The following is a 16,888-nucleotide window of genomic DNA, read 5'->3' on the forward strand; positions in this document are numbered from 1 at the left end:
CAGTTGATGTTGCTTTGTGTGGATATTAAGACAAAATTGTTTGGACAATTAGAGCTATAAATTAAAAGGAAAAAAATTGATATCTATTTGCTAATACATTTTAGTTTGAAGTGCTTCCTGAAAGGGCATTGGCAGGAAGAAAATGTAATGGGATAATTGCATTTTCTGTTCCGGAAGATGCAAAAAGTATAGAATTTGAGTATGATGCCAATTTTTGGACCTCAGAGAATATTTTGTTCCTGTACCAGTAAAAGGAGGATGCATTATGGCAGAATATGAATTAGGAATGGCATTAAGAGAAGCATATAATAATGCAAAAAGAAATGAAATCGCAATGTCGGTACATTTATTTGGCATTGAGCATGGTGAAGAAATATTGGCAAATCATTATAATATCCAGGAGATAGCCAGAATATCGGGGATAGGTCAAAGTTATGGTGTTGAGGTGAGCAAAGGTGTGAAGCTTTCACGATTTGTAGAATTAAAGAAAAATCAATTATAAATAAAATAAGACGGTTATCTTTTTTGTCATATGATGAATCGGGTAACCGTTTTTTTCGTTATTATTTTATTTATTGCGTGCGGATTTTCTTGCCTCACGCTTTTTTCAAGAGATGATGTTGGAACCATTGGCAGCAATGACCGGCCAGAGAAAGTTTTTTCTTTCATATTTAGAGTCAAAAATGTTATAATAATGGTAAATTTTGCGAGAAATAGAACGAATTCTCTTATATTTACAAATAATGGAAAGTCAAAATGGCTGAGAGATTATTTCAGATGATTTTCTAACCGGAGGCTCATGGAGAATTTGAACTTAATGCCTTTATGCCGCTGATCGCGGATAGTCTGCTGGAGAGTCTGGAGCTGATGACATCATCCGTTCAGTTATTCAGAGAAAAGTGTATCAAACCATTACAGGTGAACGAAAAGAATTAAAGAAATGTCTGGAACAGAAGGAATAGGAATCAGAATGCATACAATACAAATAATAACATTGGAGGAAGCACAGGAGCGATTGCTGGCACATGTCTATCCCGTGATGCCGGAGAAAGTCGGGTTGCTTGAGAGCATTGACAGGATTCTGGCAGAGGATGTCTATGCCGCTGTCAGCCAGCCGCCTTTTGAACGGTCTGCCATGGATGGCTATGCCGTACGGAGCAGTGATCTGAAGACGGCAGACCGCTGTCATCCGGTCTGTCTGAAGGTGATTGACCGAGTCTGTGCTGGAGAGGTGACAGACAAAAAGGTACAAGAAGGAGAAGCTATCCGGATCATGACCGGAGCGATGATACCGGAAGGGGCGGATTGTGTTGTTAAACAGGAAGATACGGATTATGGCGAAGGTGAAGTGAAGATTTATTTATCATTGGAAAAACATATCAATTGCTGTCCGGTGGGAGAAGATTTTCACAGAGGAGACTGCCTTGGACGGAAGGGTGAAAAAATAGACGCTTATATGATGGCGTCTATGGCTTCCGGCGGCATTGAAAAAGTGACAGCCAGAAGAAAAATACGGGCAGCAATCATTACAACAGGTGAAGAACTGATGATGCCTGGTCAGCCGCTGCTTCCCGGGAAAATCTATAATTCCAATCTGGCCTATCTGACGGGAAGACTCATGCAGCTGGGGTGTGATATCACAGAAGGGTGTTTTGTCGGGGATGATACAGAAGCGATTGTTTCGGCAGTTAGGCGAAGTGCGGCACAGGCGGATGTGATCCTGACAACAGGCGGAGTGTCCGTTGGTGTCAAAGATCTGCTCCCGGAAGTTATAGTAAAACTGGGAGCAGACCTTCTTTTTCATGGTATTGATCTGAAGCCGGGAATGCCGACCATGGCATCCCTTTATAATGGAAAAACGATTATTTCATTATCAGGGAATCCATTCTCTGCATCTGCGGTATTTGAGTTGTTGATGCAGCCGCTGATCCGAAAAATGACAGGCAGCAGTCATCCGGTGATGGTAAGAAAAGAAGCAGTTCTGGCTCATGATTATCCCGGAAACATTGGCAGCCGAAGAGTATTAAAAGCCTATGACGACGGCCATGCAGTGCATATCACCAAAGGACAGCATAACGCCCAGATGCGGCAGGGAATAGGAACCAACTGTCTCGTTGACATGCCGTCCGGCACCGGCCCGTTAAAAGCCGGGGATAAAGTCCATATCTGGAGATTATAAAAAAGATGGGGCTGTCGGGAAATAGACAGCCCCATCTTTTTAGGCGTTGAGGATGTTCATGAATTCTTCGCCGGTGATGGTTTCGCGTTCATAGAGGAAGTGAGCCAGTTCATCCAGTTTCGCACGATTTTCAATGAGAATCTGAATGGCTTTCTGATGCTGCTGTTTTACAAGTTCAACGACTTTGTGGTCGATCTCAGACTGAGTCTCAGCAGAACATGCAAGAGAAGCATCACCGCCGAGATACTGGTTTGTGACAGTCTCAAGAGCAACCATATCGAAATCCTCGTTCATACCGTAGCGGGTGATCATGGCACGGGCAAGGCGGGTTGCCTGCTCGATATCATTGGAAGCACCGGTGGTAACGGAGCCGAAGATGACTTCCTCAGCGGCACGGCCGCCTGTGAAAGTGGCAATCTTGTTTTCGATTTCTTCTTTGCTCATCAGATAATGATTGCCTTCATCCACCTGCATAGTGTAACCAAGGGCACCGGAAGTTCTTGGGATAATAGTGATCTTTTGAACAGGTGCGGAATCGGTCTGCTTGGCAGCAACGAGCGCATGTCCGATCTCATGATAGGAAACAATCAGCTTCTCCTTATTCGTGAGAATAGCATTCTTCTTCTGATATCCGGCAATGACAGTTTCAATACTTTCTTCAAGGTCCGCCTGAGTTGCAAAACGTCTGTTGTCACGGACGGCACGAAGTGCGGCTTCATTGACAATGTTCGCAAGCTCGGCACCGGAAGCACCGGAAGCCATGCGGGCAATCTTGTTGAAATCAATATCATCTGAAAGACGGATTTTCTTGGCATGAACCTTCAGAATCTCTTCACGGCCCTTTAAATCCGGCAGTTCGACAGGTACACGTCTGTCAAAACGTCCCGGACGGGTCAGGGCAGGGTCCAGGGATTCAGGTCTGTTAGTAGCAGCCAGAATAATAACACCGGTATTCCCTTCAAAACCATCCATCTCGGTCAACAGCTGATTCAGAGTCTGTTCACGTTCGTCGTTGCCGCCGATCTGGCCATCACGTTTCTTGCCGATGGCATCAATTTCATCGATGAAAACGATACAAGGCGCTTTCTCTTTGGCCTGTTTGAAAAGGTCGCGGACCTTGGAAGCACCCATGCCGACGAACATTTCAACAAATTCTGAACCGGACATGGAGAAAAATGGTACATTGGATTCGCCGGCAACAGCCTTGGCAAGCATTGTCTTACCTGTTCCGGGAGGGCCTACAAGGAGAATACCCTTCGGCATGGAAGCACCGATCTCTTTGTATTTGTTCGGGTTGTGGAGATAATCAACGATTTCAGTCAGATTCTCCTTTGCTTCATCTTCACCGGCAACATCGGAGAATTTGATGCCTTCGGTAGACTTTACATAGATCTTGGCATTGCTCTTGCCCATACCAAACATCATGGAGTCCTTGCCGCCGCCCATCTTGTTCATGAGCTTCTTGGACATATACTGGCCCAGGGCAAAGAAAATAACCAATGGAAGAATCCATGTGAGCAGGAAACTTACCAGCGGTGACATCTGTTCAATGATCTCACTGGAGAATTCTGCACCGGATTCGTAGAGTCGTTCTGTACGGTTCGGATCATCCATCAGACCTGTCTTGTAAATCTGGGATCCATCCTTGTTGGTGAAAACAATCTGGTTGCTTTCAATCTCAACCTTACCGATCTCCTTCTTCTCTGTCATGCTGATAAAAGTGCCATAGTCAACTTCCTTGACACTGTGCTGTTGGATCATTGGCACGATCAATGTATTAAGAAGGATGAGGATAAGCAGAACGATTGTATAATAGTAAAACCAGTTCTTTTTTGGGGTTTTGACTTCATTCATAATATTCGGCCTCCTTATAATGTATGTTTCTGATAATTTTAAATTATAGCATTCTTTGCAAAAATATACCATGCCCAATCTCTTATAAATCTGTTTAATAATTAAAAATATGAAGAACTAAAGATAATATTTTTATTAAATCTTTGGTTGACGGGAGAAACAATACCATGCATACTAGTGGTAAGGGTTGTAGAAAATAATGGGGGAATGATATGCGATTAATGTTATCTTATCTCAAGCGCTATAAGGGGCTTGTTTTTTTAAACTTTATTTCGGTTTTCGGATTTGCTCTGACAGAGTTGGGCATTCCGACAATTATTTCCAAGATGGTGGATGGCGGTGTGGCCAGCGGGGACAGAGAATATCTCATGAAAATGGGCGGATTGATCGCCGTTATCTCAATTGTAGGTATTCTCGGTACTGTAGTGCTTGGTTATTGCGGTGCCAGAATATCCACGGCGGTGACTTGTGATATAAGAAATGATCTGTTTGAGAAGGTTCAGAGCTTTTCTCATCGGGAGATGAATCAGCTGGGAGTGTCTTCGCTGATTACAAGGACAAGCAATGATGCACTGCAGATCATGAACTTCATGAACATTATTCTGAGAACAGCCATGCTGACGCCGGTGATGATCGTTATCAGCTTTACATTGATCATTATGTCATCCGTACGTTTATCTCTGGTTATTGCAGCGACGGTACCTTTTATTATTCTTGGCGTTGTGCTTGTGGCAAAAATTTCAGGGCCCATCAGTGAACGTCAGCAGACCGCACTGGACGGGCTGAACCGTATTTTCAGGGAGAATCTCACCGGTATCAGGGTCATCCGTTCTTTTAACAATGATGCCCGTGAAACGGAGCGTTTTGGTGAACAGAACCAGGAATTCACCAATCAGTCCAGGAAGTTATTTACACTGATGAGTTCTACGGAGCCGTTATTTTTTCTGTTAATGAATATTGCGGCAATTTCCATCTATTTTATTGCAAGCCAGATGATCAATCAGAGTACGCTGCAGGTGGGACAGCTGATGGCGTTTATGGAATATCTTTTTCATGCCATGTTTTCTGTTATGCTGTTCTGCCTCGTATTTATGATGTATCCCCGTGCCAATATTTCTGCCAAACGTATCGAAGTGGTGATGAATATGACACCGGATATTCAGGATGAGATTTCTGAGGAAAAGACGGTTTCTGATATCGGAGAGCATATAGAAGAAGTTGTGTTTGATCACGTGGATTTCTGCTATCCGGACGGTGAAGAAGCTGTCCTGAAAGATATTTCGTTTACGGCAAAAGCAGGGGAAACGCTGGCGATCATCGGCAGTACCGGATCTGGCAAGAGTACGTTGATACAGCTGATCCCGAGATTTTATGATGTGACCGGCGGTCGTGTGCTGATCAATGGTGTGGATGTCAGGCAGATGAATAGTCATGAACTGCGGGAACATATCGGTTTTGTTGCACAAAAAGCCAATCTGTTCAGCGGAACTATTGAAGAAAATATTCGTTTCGGACGGGAAGATGCGACAGATGAAGAAGTGCGGCACGCAGCGGAAATTGCCCAGGCCATGGATTTTATCATGGATAAACCAAATGGTTTTCAAGAAAAAATTGTTGAGGGAGCGGGCAACCTGTCCGGCGGGCAGAAACAGCGTCTGTCCATTACCAGAGCACTTGTGAGAAAGCCGGATATTTATATCTATGACGATTCTTTTTCGGCACTGGATATGAAGACGGATGCGTTGCTCCGTCAGGCATTAAAGAGTGAAGTGAAAAATGCTGTGGTCATCATTGTGGCACAGCGTGTATCTACGATCATGGATGCGGATCAGATTCTTGTGCTGGATGAAGGACGGCTGGCGGCCGTGGGACGTCATAAGGAATTATTAAAAGAATGTCCGTTATATTATGAAATTGCAGCATCCCAGCTGAGTGAGGAGGAACTGCAGAATGTCCGTTAATCAAACTGAAAATAAACGAAAAGGTATTCATCAGATTGGTTACTGTCTGAAATATCTGATGACATTTTTGAGCCCGTATAAGGGCGGTCTGATCCTTGGCCTTCTGATGGTTGTTGTGGCCAATATTACCTTTGCGGTGATGCCATTGGTGGAGGGGCAGATGACAACACAGCTTTTCAGTGACGGTGAAGCAATCCTGAAGGGTGTGGAGGGTGCGCATGTTCATTTTGATGTTATTTTCGGCATTATGGGAACTCTGGTGGTGATTTATATTATCAAAACAGTCTCACAGCTGATCACGGCAGTCTTCCTGACGAAGGTACTGCAGCAGGCAATGTGTGATATCAGAAACACTTTGCAGAAGAAGATCCAGCGCCTGCCGGTGCGGTATTTTGATGATCATGCCTTTGGCGACGTGCTCAGTTGTGTCACCAATGATGTAGATACCCTGAGCAATGCGCTGCAGGAGACACTGCAGAGAGTACTGGCGGCGATCCTGACATTTATCTTTGTTATTGGCATGATGTTCTATATCAATATAGTGCTGGCATGTATTGCCCTGCTGATCATTCCTTTGTCATTGATTGTGACGCGGTTTTTTGTAACACGTTCACAGAAATTGTTTGATACACAGCAGCAGACATTGGGGGAACTCAACGGTACTATCACAGAGATGTACGGAGGCTTCAATGAAATTATTTTGTATAACAGACAGCAGACGGCGGTAGATAAATTTCACGATGTCAATGGGAGAATGAGAAATGCTTCTTTCAAAGCACAGTTTGCATCATCTCTGATCTCACCGTGTATTTCACTGATCACATACCTGATCATCGGTTCTGTAGCAGTAACGGGCTGCCTGTTTGTTATGAACGGCACATTGCTCCTTGGCAATCTGCAGGCATTTATCCGTTATATCTGGCAGATCAATGATCCGCTTTCACAGATTTCCCAGCTGTCTTCACAAGTACAGTCAGCATTTGCAGCCATGGGAAGAATCTTTACACTGCTGGATGAGGAAGAAGAAGCTCAGGAAGGAACTGTTTCAATTCAACCGGAAGAGATACGGGGAGAAGTGACATTTGACCATGTTGTCTTCGGATATGATGATGAAACACTGATGCGGGATGTGAATTTTGAGGCGAAGACCGGACAGATGGTGGCTATTGTAGGACCGACAGGTGCCGGCAAGACGACATTGATGAATCTCCTGCTGCGTTTTTATGATGTGAAGGGCGGAGCCATCAGGATAGACGGTATTGATATCCGGGATATGGACAGGGAAGAATTAAGACAGCTGTTTTCACTGGTTCTTCAGGATACATGGCTGTTTAAAGGAAGCATTTATGACAATATCCATTACGGAAGGCTGGGTGCCAGAAGGGATGAGGTCATTTCGGCAGCCAAGATGGCGAATGTACACCATTTTATCAAAACACTGACAGGCGGCTACAATTTTGAAGTCAATGAAGAAAGTACGAATATTTCCCAGGGGGAAAAGCAGCTTTTGACCATTGCGAGGGCGATCTTAAAGGATCCGCGGATTATTATTCTGGATGAAGCGACCTCTTCCGTGGATACCCGTCTTGAAAAAATGCTGCAGGAAGCCATGCACAGAGTGATGGATGGCCGAACTTCTTTTGTTATTGCACATCGTTTGTCCACTGTGAGAAATGCAGATTTGATCCTTGTGGTTGATCACGGGGATATTGTAGAGCAGGGAACTCATGAGGAACTTCTGGCCAAGAAAGGTGTCTATGAAAAGTTATATCACAGTGGGACATCTCTTGCGAATCAGTAGTCAGTGTGCTAAGATAATAGAATGAATTTGATAAGCAAGTCTTGAATGATTATGGAGGGAAATATTTTGCGGGGAAGACCAACAGGAAGAAAGGCGCATATTCCGGGATTAATTATTACGATTGTATTATTACTCATTGCCGTGGAATTTATCGGCTTGCTGGTGGTGACAAAGCTGGTGCCTGTTTATCTGATTTTTGCGGTGGGAATCGCAATTTTGACTTGTGTTTTGCTTATATGTCTTCTGACAGGTGATTTTCGGAAGAAGGTGCGCTTTGTCATAGGTATTGTGTTGGGAATTTTATTCATTGTTTTGCTGGTTGTAGGGAACCTGTTTGTATTGCATACGTATAATACCCTGACCAAGATATCAGGGGTGAATACGAAGACATCACAGATTGGTATTTATGTTTTGAAAAATGATGCAGCGCAGACAATTGAAGATGCGAAAGATTATACATTTGGTACATTGAGCAGTCTGGATAAGAAGAACACGCAGGAAGCTGTGAAGCAGATTCAAACGTTGCTTGGACAGCCTGTTAAGCAGCAGTCCGCGGATGGTGTGACAAAGCTTGTGGACAGTCTGATGGATGGCAGCTGTGGCGTAATTATCCTGAATCATGCTTATCTTCCGATCTTGTCGGAAATGGAAGGCTATACGGATATTGAGAATAAGATCCGGGAGCTGGATATTCTGGATGTCAATACGGTCATTGAGGAGCAGACGAAGGATACGAATGTTTCACAGAAGCAGGATGCAAAGAATATCATATGTCTGTATATCAGTGGTATCGATACAAGGGGCAGTGAGATCATCAACACGCGAAGTGATGTGAATATCATTGCAACGATCAATACAGATACAAAACAGATGCTGCTTGTGTCAACACCGAGAGATTATTTTGTCCCGCTGTCAATTTCCAATGGTGTACCGGATAAACTGACCCATGCAGGTATTTATGGTATTGATGTGTCTATGGATACCCTTGGAATGCTCTATGATATTTCACTGGACAAGTATTTCAGAGTCAATTTTGCAGGTTTTATCAAGATTATTGATGCACTGGGCGGTATAGATATTGATTCAGATGCTGCATTTACAGCGAGTACGGATCAGGAGTATTCCTTTACAAAGGGTATGAATCATATGAATGGTGCGGCAGCATTGGCATATTCCCGTGAACGTTATGCTTTTCAGGAGGGTGACCGTGCAAGAGGCCGGCATCAGATGCAGGTGATCAGTGCGGTGATTCAGCAGGCGATGTCATCGGAAATGCTGAGTCATTATACAGAAGTTCTGAATGGTATCGAAGATTGTTTTGACACGAATTTCTCCTATGACAGAATGGCAGAGCTGGTACGCCAACAGCTGGAGGATGGCGGCAGCTGGAATATTGTCAGCTATAGTGTGGATGGTACCGGCGATACAAGGCAGCCGTATTCTATGAGTGCCAATGCGTATGTTATGATACCGGATCAGACAACCGTTGATGAGGCAAAAGCACTGATGCAGCAGGTTGTGGATGGAGAGGTTATAGACCTCAATAAATAAAGTGACATGATGGAGTGAACGGCATGAATTATATAGTTGTAGATTTTGAGTGGAATCAGACCTCTTATGGAAAGGGGTCTGAGAACCGTAAGATTCCCTTTGAAATCATTGAGATCGGAGCAGTGAAGCTTAATGAAAAACGGAAGGAAGTTGATCGGTTCAGCCGGACGATCCGGCCAAAAGTATACAAGAAATTGCATTATATTACAAAAGAGCTGACAGGCATTACCCAGGAAGAGCTGAATGTCAGTGATCCGTTTACGTATGTACTGGTGGATTTTATGCTCTGGTGTGGAAAGGATTACACCTTTTGCACATGGGGCAATATGGATCTTGTGGAATTACAGAGGAATATGAAGTACTATGGTCTGCTGGATCTTCTCAAAGGCCCTGTAAAGTACTACAATGTTCAGAAATTGTTCAGAGAACTCTGTGCGCATGATACGGCTGCAGCATCTTTAGAAACGGCGGTGGATTATTTTGATCTGCCGAAGTCAGAGGATTTTCATCGTGCGGTAAATGATGCAGCCTATACAGCGGAGATTTTTCGAAGGGTTGACCATGAAGCAGCGAAGAAGCTCTATTCGATTGATTATTATCAGAATCCTCAGACAAAGAAAGAAGAGATTCATCTCAGATATGATTCTTATTATAAATACATTTCCAGGGTTTTTGATACCCGGGAAGAGGCTATGGCAGATAAAGAAGTCCGTTCCACAAGATGCTATAAATGCGGACGGGCGGCCAGAAAGAGGATGCACTGGTTTTCTGCAAAGGCAAAAGCATATTATTGTCTGGCAGATTGCCCGGAGCATGGGTACATACGGGGCAAGATCCGTATCAAGAAGGATGATGAACAGCGTATATATGTCGTTAAAACACTGCGGCTGATAGATGATGAAAAAGCGGATCAGCTGAGGCAGATGAAAGCAGATGTTCTTCAAAAAAGACGTGAACGCAGACAGAAAGGCTGTCAATGTCACTGAATATGTTCAGTGGCATTGACAGCCTTTTCGATTCGATAAAGATCAGTGTGTCTGATTAAAATCTCTGAGTGTATCGTGCATCTGTTCAAGCAGTGTGTCCACACGACCATAGTACGGAAGCGACTGGCGTTTGCCGGTCAGCTTCCGGCGGATCTGCTTTAATTCATGGATAATGGCATCGATATCCTCCACACCTTTCTTGTCTGTCAGCAGATATTCCATGGCTTTCTGATTGCCGTCATCTGTAATCTTGTCATAGATAACCCGGATATTCGGCTTCTCGCCGATATAACGGAAAGTAATATTTGGGGATGCGTGATTCAGTAAATTCTGAATATACTGAATATCACCGGTTTCCTTGTAATAGCGCCACGCAAAAGTCTTGCGCATAGTCTGTGTGCCGATAGATTTCAGACCGATTCTGTTGCCGGTCTGCTTGAAAATGCGATAAGCCTGTTCACGGGACAGCGGTTTATGCGTGCTGGCATATCCGGTAATCAGGTATTCGTCATCATCTCTGCCATCAATAAAGTCGGAAATTACAGCCTGAAGCTCTTCTTTCAAAGGAAAAGACTGTTCAATTTGTCGTGTTCCGATTACAGCGATCAGTTTGTCCTTGTCACGTACATCTTTTACTCTAAATTGCAAGATATCCTGAAGCTGCAACCCTGTTCCGATTCCGATCTCAAATAAAATGTAATATTTATCGTCAACAGATCTTAATGCGTCTCTAAATTTTTGGAGTGTTTCGTCATCTTTAATCGGAGCGACCCAGTTCATATATTCACCTCGTGTATAACGTATCATCATAGTGAAGAGGTAGACTATTCACTACATTTATCAATCCCATTATAACACGGTTACATTTTAAATCAAGTAATTTATCAAAGTTCAGCTATATTCGACAATGATATTAATGATTTTTGTTATATTTTTTAATGCGTTCATCACGAAGACGTTCATAATTTCGACGATGTTTTCTGCGTTTTAAGACATGATACAGCCAGATCATGAAGAGTGACAGCAAAATAACGGTGCAGATGACGCATAACAGGGCTATAAATATATGCTCCAGTGCGAAATTGACCATTTTGTGAAGATATATCGACAGCGGGGATCCGTTGGAATAATCGTCAGCTGCCGGAAGCATTTCAGAGTCACTTTCTGTTTCAGTAAGTTCTGCAAATGCAGGCAGATTCTCTGTTTCTCCGGGGTGGCTGAAGGTGGAGGATTCAGTTTCGGCAGTTGTTTCTGCAGCGGCCATTTTGGTTACCAAACGGTCGTAGTTGTCGAAGCAGTAGTCCATGGCACTGATGGTATCGGGATAGATATGACCGTCAGAATTCTCCATAACGACGCTTACAAGGGTGTGATCATTCTTTTCGGCATAAGTAACAAGGGTATTTTTGGCTTCCGATGTATAGCCTGTTTTGCCGCCGATGCAGGCATCATAATGGTATTTGGTATCCATCAGCATCTGATGCTTGTGATAGAGTGTAAAGCCTTCCGGTCGGAGATTGGTAGATTTGACAGTGTATTCCTTACATCCGGTGATTTCGCGAAATGTGGGATTCTGAATCGCCTCCTTTGCAATAAGTGCCATATCATGGGCACTGGTATAATGCTCCGGGTCGTGGAGTCCGTTTGGGTTGACGAAATGTGTGTTGGTGCAGCCAAGCTGTTTGGCCCGTTCATTCATCAGATCGCAGAAAGCACTGACAGAACCGCTGAGATACTTGGCAGCTCCGTTGCAGACTTCATTGGCTGAAGACATGAGAATCGCATGAAGGGCATCGTTGACAGTAAGCTCTTCGCCGTTGAGTATGCCGATATTCATGTCATTATAATAATTCAGACCGTTCCAACAATCCTGGGAGAATGTGATGGTGTCGTCAAGATCAGCGTTCTCAATAAGTAGAAGACCGGTCATTACTTTCGTGATGCTGGCAGGATAATGCCGGTCATCCATGTTTTTGTAATAAAGAATTTCGCCGGTATCAACGTCCATAACGCAGGCTGCACTGGAGTATAAAATGATATCTTCCGTTGAGACCTTGTCTGTCGGCAGGATAACGGGACCTGACGGAGCTTCGGTCTCTGTTTCAGATGCGTCCGTTTTTTCTTCTGAAGAGGCTGCATTTGTTTCGTCGGCATAGGCTGTCAGGGGTGAAAGTATGCAGCTGGAGAAAAAAAGGAGCATTATAAATAAAGTACAAATTAATTTTTTCATGTAAAAAATCTCCTAAATACAGTATAGTCCGCAATTATAGTATAAGATTTCAGCCAAAAAGTCAAATTGTATCTTTTGCCAGGTTTCGCATGGCTTTAATCTAGGTGAAAGATGAAAAGCTGATTATTGAATAAATATGCGACATGTGTTAAACTTTATTCCATACGAGCCGTTTGGGATTAAGAAATAATCAGACAATTGACGGAGAATAAGCAGAATCGGATAAAAGTGCGGAAGAAAGGATGAAGGACAGGATGTTAAGTAAAGAAATGCGCGAGAAACTGATGGGTGAAATCGGACGTAATGATAAGTTTATCGAATTGATAGGTATCAGAATTGTGGAGTTAGATGAAGGATATTGTAAAGGTGAACTGGAAGTCACTGATCAGCATATGAATCCACTGGGAACTGTTCATGGCGGATGCCTGTACACGCTGGCGGATACGGTGGCTGGTTTTGCAGCAGCCTCCTGCGGATTTGAAGGACCGACGCTTTCCGGAAATATGTATTTTCTCAGACCGACAATGGGCGTGAAGAAACTGACCTGTGAGAGCCGTGTTGTGAAGAACGGCAAGCGTATCCGTGTTGTGGAAGCAACGATTTACGGCGATAATGGGCAGGAAATTTCAAGAAGTCTTCTGGAATATATGGATATGCAGCGTGAAATGGTTATCAAAAAAGAAGATTAATTCAGATCGGATCAATTAAAAATTTCTATGAATGAGATAAATATTTAACGGGGCCGCGTTTATTTACACTCCTGCGTGAATGTGATAAAATGTATTACATTCAACAGGAGTCGTGTATCCTCAGGGGAGAGTACAGTGCAGGAGAGCAGACTGCGTGATATCAGATGGAGGATATGATATGTAAGAGAAAGGTAACTGTGAAGGGACTGAACAGTTACAGAAAACAGAGTGTATGGAGGTAGTGCTATGTTAACTGGAGCACAGGTAATGGTTAAATGTCTGGAAGCCGAGGGCATCAAGGCTGTGTTCGGCTATCCTGGCGTTGCGATCTGTCCGTTTTACGACAGTTTATATGATTCAGGTATCAGGAATATTTTGGTTCGCCATGAACAGAACGGCGGACATATGGCCAGCGGATATGCCCGTGTGACGAGGAAACCGGCAGTCTGTGTGGCAACTTCGGGACCGGGGGCGACGAATTTGATCACAGCATTGGCAACGGCTTATGCGGACAGCATTCCGCTGATTGCGATCACAGGACAGGTTTCAAGTGAACTCCTTGGCAAGGATGTTTTTCAGGAGGCAGATATTACAGGTTCGGCGGAACCTTTTGTCAAATACAGCTATCTGGTGAGAGATGCCAGAGAGATCCCCCGTATTTTCAAGGAGGCATTCCATATTGCATCTACAGGACGCCGGGGCCCGGTTCTGATTGATGTACCGCTGGATGTTCAGCAGAAGCAGATAGAATATGTGCCGGTGAATGAAGTCAGTATCCGTGGTTATAAGCCGACAGTGAAGGGCAATAATCTTCAGATCCGCAAGGTTGTGGATGTATTGTCCCGTGCCGGTAAACCGCTGATCTGTGTGGGCGGCGGAACAATTCTCGGCAATGGTGAGCAGGTTGTCCGCGAGTTTGCGAATAAATTTCACATTCCGGTTGTTTCTACTATGATGGGTATCGGTGTTATGCCGAATGAAGATCCTTTATATATGGGCATGCTGGGAACCAATGGTAAGCCTCATGCTAACTATGCAGTTCATGAGTGCGATGTCCTTGTACTTGTGGGGGCCAGAGTGGCAGACCGAGCCGTTGTGAAGCCTTACAAGCTTGAGAGAAGGAATACAACTATTGTCCATATCGATGTGGATCCGGCTGAGATCGGCAAGAATCTCGGAACAACGGTTCCGCTGGTAGGCGATGTGCATGTGATCTTTGAGAATCTGCTTCAGTATGAGATTCCGGGAGATTACACAGCATGGAATGAAGAACTGGCAGAGAAGAAAGCAGCTTATGTGGACAGACGTCATTTTAATCCGGATTTTGTGAATCCATGCCGTTTTGTTCAGACACTGAGCGGCAAGATGAATGATGATGCCATTTATGTAGCGGATGTTGGTCAGAATCAGCTCTGGTCTGCAGATAATTATGTGATGAAGCACGGCCGTTTCCTGACAACAGGCGGATTCGGTACAATGGGTTATTCCATTCCTGCAGCTATCGGTGTCCGCGCGGCATTGCCGGATACACAGATTGTCGCTGTCTGTGGTGATGGTTCCTTCCAGATGTCTCTGATGGAACTGGCTACCATGCGTCAGTGGGACCTGCCGATCAAGTTTGTTATTATGAGGAATGGCTATCTTGGTCTGGTACGTGAATATCAGCATCATACCTATCATGACCGTTACAGCGGCGTTTCATTGGACGGCAGTCCTGATTTTGAGAAAATCGCAGAGGCTTACGGATTGGATTATTTCCATCTTGAACATAATGACGAGATGGAACAGAGAATTGATGAATTCCTTGCATGCGACCATGCAGCCATGATGGTTTGTGAGGTTTACAGTTTTGATTTGGTAAAGGAGTAACAGGCGGATGAAAGGAATATTTTCGGTATTAGTAGAGAATAAAGCCGGTGCATTGAGCAAGACCGCCGGATTATTTGCCAGAAGAGGTTTTAACATCGACAGTCTTGCTGTAGGTGAGACGGATGACAGAGATATATCCAGTATGACCATCATCTCAACCGGGGATGAGCGTATCATGGAGCAGATTGAGAAACAGCTGAACAAGAAGATCGATGTAATCAAGGTTCGCCGTTTTGCAGAGAATAAGTGTGTAACAAGAGAACTTTTGATGCTGAAGGTGACTTATACGAATGTGACAAGATCAGACATTATGGAGATCTGCAATATTACAGGTGCTCATATCGCAGATCTTTCACCGAAGTCCATGGTCATTGAACTGACCGCCAAGACATCCAAGATTGATCGTTTTATCAAGCTGATGCAGCCATTTGGCATTATTGAGATGGCACGTACAGGCGCACTGGCTGTACAGAGAGATTCCAACGAATAGGCAGGTTTTTTATGAGACTTAGAAATGTAAGAGGTTCAAGAGAGACAATTGCAGCAGATGAATGCGTTCTGCATGATCCTGAGGAGCAGCGGGCACAGAAGGGCCGCTGGCATGAACTTTTTGGCAATGACCATCCGATCCACATTGAAGTCGGCATGGGTAAAGGTCAGTTTATCATGACGCTGGCACAGCAGAACCCGGATATTAATTATATCGGTATTGAGAAGTATTCAAGCGTGCTTGTGCGTGCTTTGGAGAAATACCATACATATGAGGGCGACAATATTTTCTTCCTTCGCATGGATGCGGAAGAGATTGCGGATGTTTTTGATGAGAATGAAGTAGACAGGATTTATTTGAATTTCTCAGATCCATGGCCGAAGGATCGCCATGCTAAACGTCGTTTAACTTCCAAGGAATACTGGGCACGATATGATCGGATTCTCTGCCCGGAGGGACGTGTGATCTTCAAGACAGACAATCGTCCGTTATTCGACTTTTCACTGGAGCAGGTGGAAGTGGCCGGCTGGCAGCTGGACAACTATACGTTTGACCTGCATCACAGTGAATATGCGGAAGGCAACGTTATGACTGAATATGAGGAGCGCTTTACAGCCAAGGGCAATCCAATTTGTCGTCTGGTGGCACACAGAGATCCGCAAAAAAAAGGATAGAGCGCAGAAAACAGACCTTAGACGGATTTGTGAAACATTCAGGATTTTTCGAAAACATATAAAATTCCCCTCTTCACAGCAGGCACGTTCGCACTGCCTAACACTGTCAGCGGTACATAAGATGCCAAAGGACGGCATCTAAGTACCGGACGTGTTAGGAGCACCTGCTGTGAAGAGGGGAATTTCTATATGTTTACCCGAGAATTGAGTGTTTCACAAATCCTGTTTCATGAAGTTTTTGACTGCACGCTTTGAATTTGAAGCGCTAGGTGCTGGATAATGTTTAGAAGAAGATAATGTTTCGAAAACGATATTTCAGCTTGCTGCATAAGATAGTAATAGGAAATTTGAATTCCGGAGGCGTATGCATGGCTTCTTTTAAGCAAAAAATGGCGGGTAAGGCGGTACTGTTTGCTTATGATCATAAACAGATTTCTAAGCGGGGACAGCGGTTGGGGGATTCTTATAAAGAAGTGAAAAAGACAATTGAAAATATTGGCAAGGATAAAACACGCTAAAAGTTGTTGTTTCATATAAGAGACATCTTTTGATATGACTTTGTATAAGATACAGAGAAAATATCAAAGGATGTCTCTTTTTTTTG

14 protein-coding genes are annotated in these 16,888 nt (G+C 44.0%); 11 read left to right on the forward strand and 3 right to left on the reverse strand.

Translation table 11 applies throughout. The annotated features are described in order from the left end of the window. Positions 1-265: 265 nt before the first annotated feature. Both HED67_RS12240 and HED67_RS12245 read left to right on the forward strand, forming a co-directional pair. Entirely contained in the window at positions 266-502 is a 237-nt protein-coding gene (locus HED67_RS12240) for an HTH-like domain-containing protein (RefSeq protein ID WP_221718468.1), read from the forward strand. A gap of 468 nt (positions 503-970) precedes the next feature. Beyond that, positions 971-2,179: a molybdopterin molybdotransferase MoeA gene (locus HED67_RS12245; protein ID WP_221718469.1), complete on the forward strand. Its 1,209-nt coding sequence runs from the start codon at positions 971-973 to the stop codon at positions 2,177-2,179. Between the two features lie 39 nt (positions 2,180-2,218). Here the strand turns inward: HED67_RS12245 and ftsH are convergent, their stop codons facing one another. Further along, complete coding sequence (gene ftsH / locus HED67_RS12250) at positions 2,219-4,033, reverse strand: ATP-dependent zinc metalloprotease FtsH (protein ID WP_221718470.1); 1,815 nt, start codon at positions 4,031-4,033, stop codon at positions 2,219-2,221. Between the two features lie 212 nt (positions 4,034-4,245). Between ftsH and HED67_RS12255 the strand changes: the two genes are divergently transcribed. The 4 genes from HED67_RS12255 to HED67_RS12270 all read left to right on the forward strand — a co-directional run bounded on the left by HED67_RS12255 (position 4,246) and on the right by HED67_RS12270 (position 10,332). Beyond that, positions 4,246-5,994, forward strand: coding sequence for an ABC transporter ATP-binding protein (locus HED67_RS12255; RefSeq protein ID WP_221718471.1), 1,749 nt, complete (start codon positions 4,246-4,248; stop codon positions 5,992-5,994). Beyond that, the gene (locus HED67_RS12260; RefSeq protein WP_221718472.1) at positions 5,984-7,795 is read left to right on the forward strand and encodes an ABC transporter ATP-binding protein; all 1,812 of its coding nucleotides are present in this window, start codon (positions 5,984-5,986) and stop codon (positions 7,793-7,795) included. Before HED67_RS12255 ends, HED67_RS12260 begins: the two co-directional genes overlap by 11 nt. 66 nt (positions 7,796-7,861) lie before the next feature. Further along, positions 7,862-9,346 (forward strand): LCP family protein, encoded by a 1,485-nt coding sequence (locus HED67_RS12265; RefSeq protein ID WP_246612225.1) that lies wholly within the window; start codon positions 7,862-7,864, stop codon positions 9,344-9,346. 23 nt (positions 9,347-9,369) lie between these two features. Further along, positions 9,370-10,332, forward strand: coding sequence for a 3'-5' exonuclease (locus HED67_RS12270; protein ID WP_221718473.1), 963 nt, complete (start codon positions 9,370-9,372; stop codon positions 10,330-10,332). Positions 10,333-10,374: 42 nt separating this feature from the next. Here HED67_RS12270 and HED67_RS12275 read toward each other — a convergent pair whose 3' ends face one another. Next, entirely contained in the window at positions 10,375-11,112 is a 738-nt protein-coding gene (locus HED67_RS12275) for a tyrosine-type recombinase/integrase (RefSeq protein ID WP_178441581.1), read from the reverse strand. Between the two features lie 133 nt (positions 11,113-11,245). Further along, positions 11,246-12,562, reverse strand: coding sequence for a serine hydrolase (locus HED67_RS12280; protein ID WP_221718474.1), 1,317 nt, complete (start codon positions 12,560-12,562; stop codon positions 11,246-11,248). Positions 12,563-12,816: 254 nt separating this feature from the next. On the opposite strand from HED67_RS12280, the gene HED67_RS12285 reads away from it, so the two are divergent. From HED67_RS12285 to HED67_RS12305, 5 genes are all read left to right on the forward strand, one after another. Beyond that, positions 12,817-13,251, forward strand: a complete 435-nt coding sequence (locus tag HED67_RS12285) for a PaaI family thioesterase (protein WP_178441579.1) — start codon at positions 12,817-12,819, stop codon at positions 13,249-13,251. A 246-nt stretch (positions 13,252-13,497) separates the two neighbouring features. Further along, positions 13,498-15,120, forward strand: a complete 1,623-nt coding sequence (gene ilvB / locus HED67_RS12290) for a biosynthetic-type acetolactate synthase large subunit (RefSeq protein WP_221718475.1) — start codon at positions 13,498-13,500, stop codon at positions 15,118-15,120. A gap of 7 nt (positions 15,121-15,127) precedes the next feature. Beyond that, positions 15,128-15,610: an acetolactate synthase small subunit gene (ilvN, locus tag HED67_RS12295; RefSeq protein ID WP_015513047.1), complete on the forward strand. Its 483-nt coding sequence runs from the start codon at positions 15,128-15,130 to the stop codon at positions 15,608-15,610. Positions 15,611-15,621: 11 nt separating this feature from the next. After that, a complete protein-coding gene (trmB, locus tag HED67_RS12300) occupies positions 15,622-16,284 on the forward strand; it encodes a tRNA (guanosine(46)-N7)-methyltransferase TrmB (RefSeq protein ID WP_221718476.1) in 663 nt (220 codons plus the stop codon). A 368-nt stretch (positions 16,285-16,652) separates the two neighbouring features. Beyond that, the gene (locus HED67_RS12305; protein WP_221718477.1) at positions 16,653-16,802 is read left to right on the forward strand and encodes a hypothetical protein; all 150 of its coding nucleotides are present in this window, start codon (positions 16,653-16,655) and stop codon (positions 16,800-16,802) included. The last annotated feature ends 86 nt before the right edge of the window (positions 16,803-16,888 follow it).

The organism is Pseudocoprococcus catus, assembly GCF_019734885.1.
Lineage (GTDB): Bacteria > Bacillota > Clostridia > Lachnospirales > Lachnospiraceae > Coprococcus_A > Coprococcus_A catus.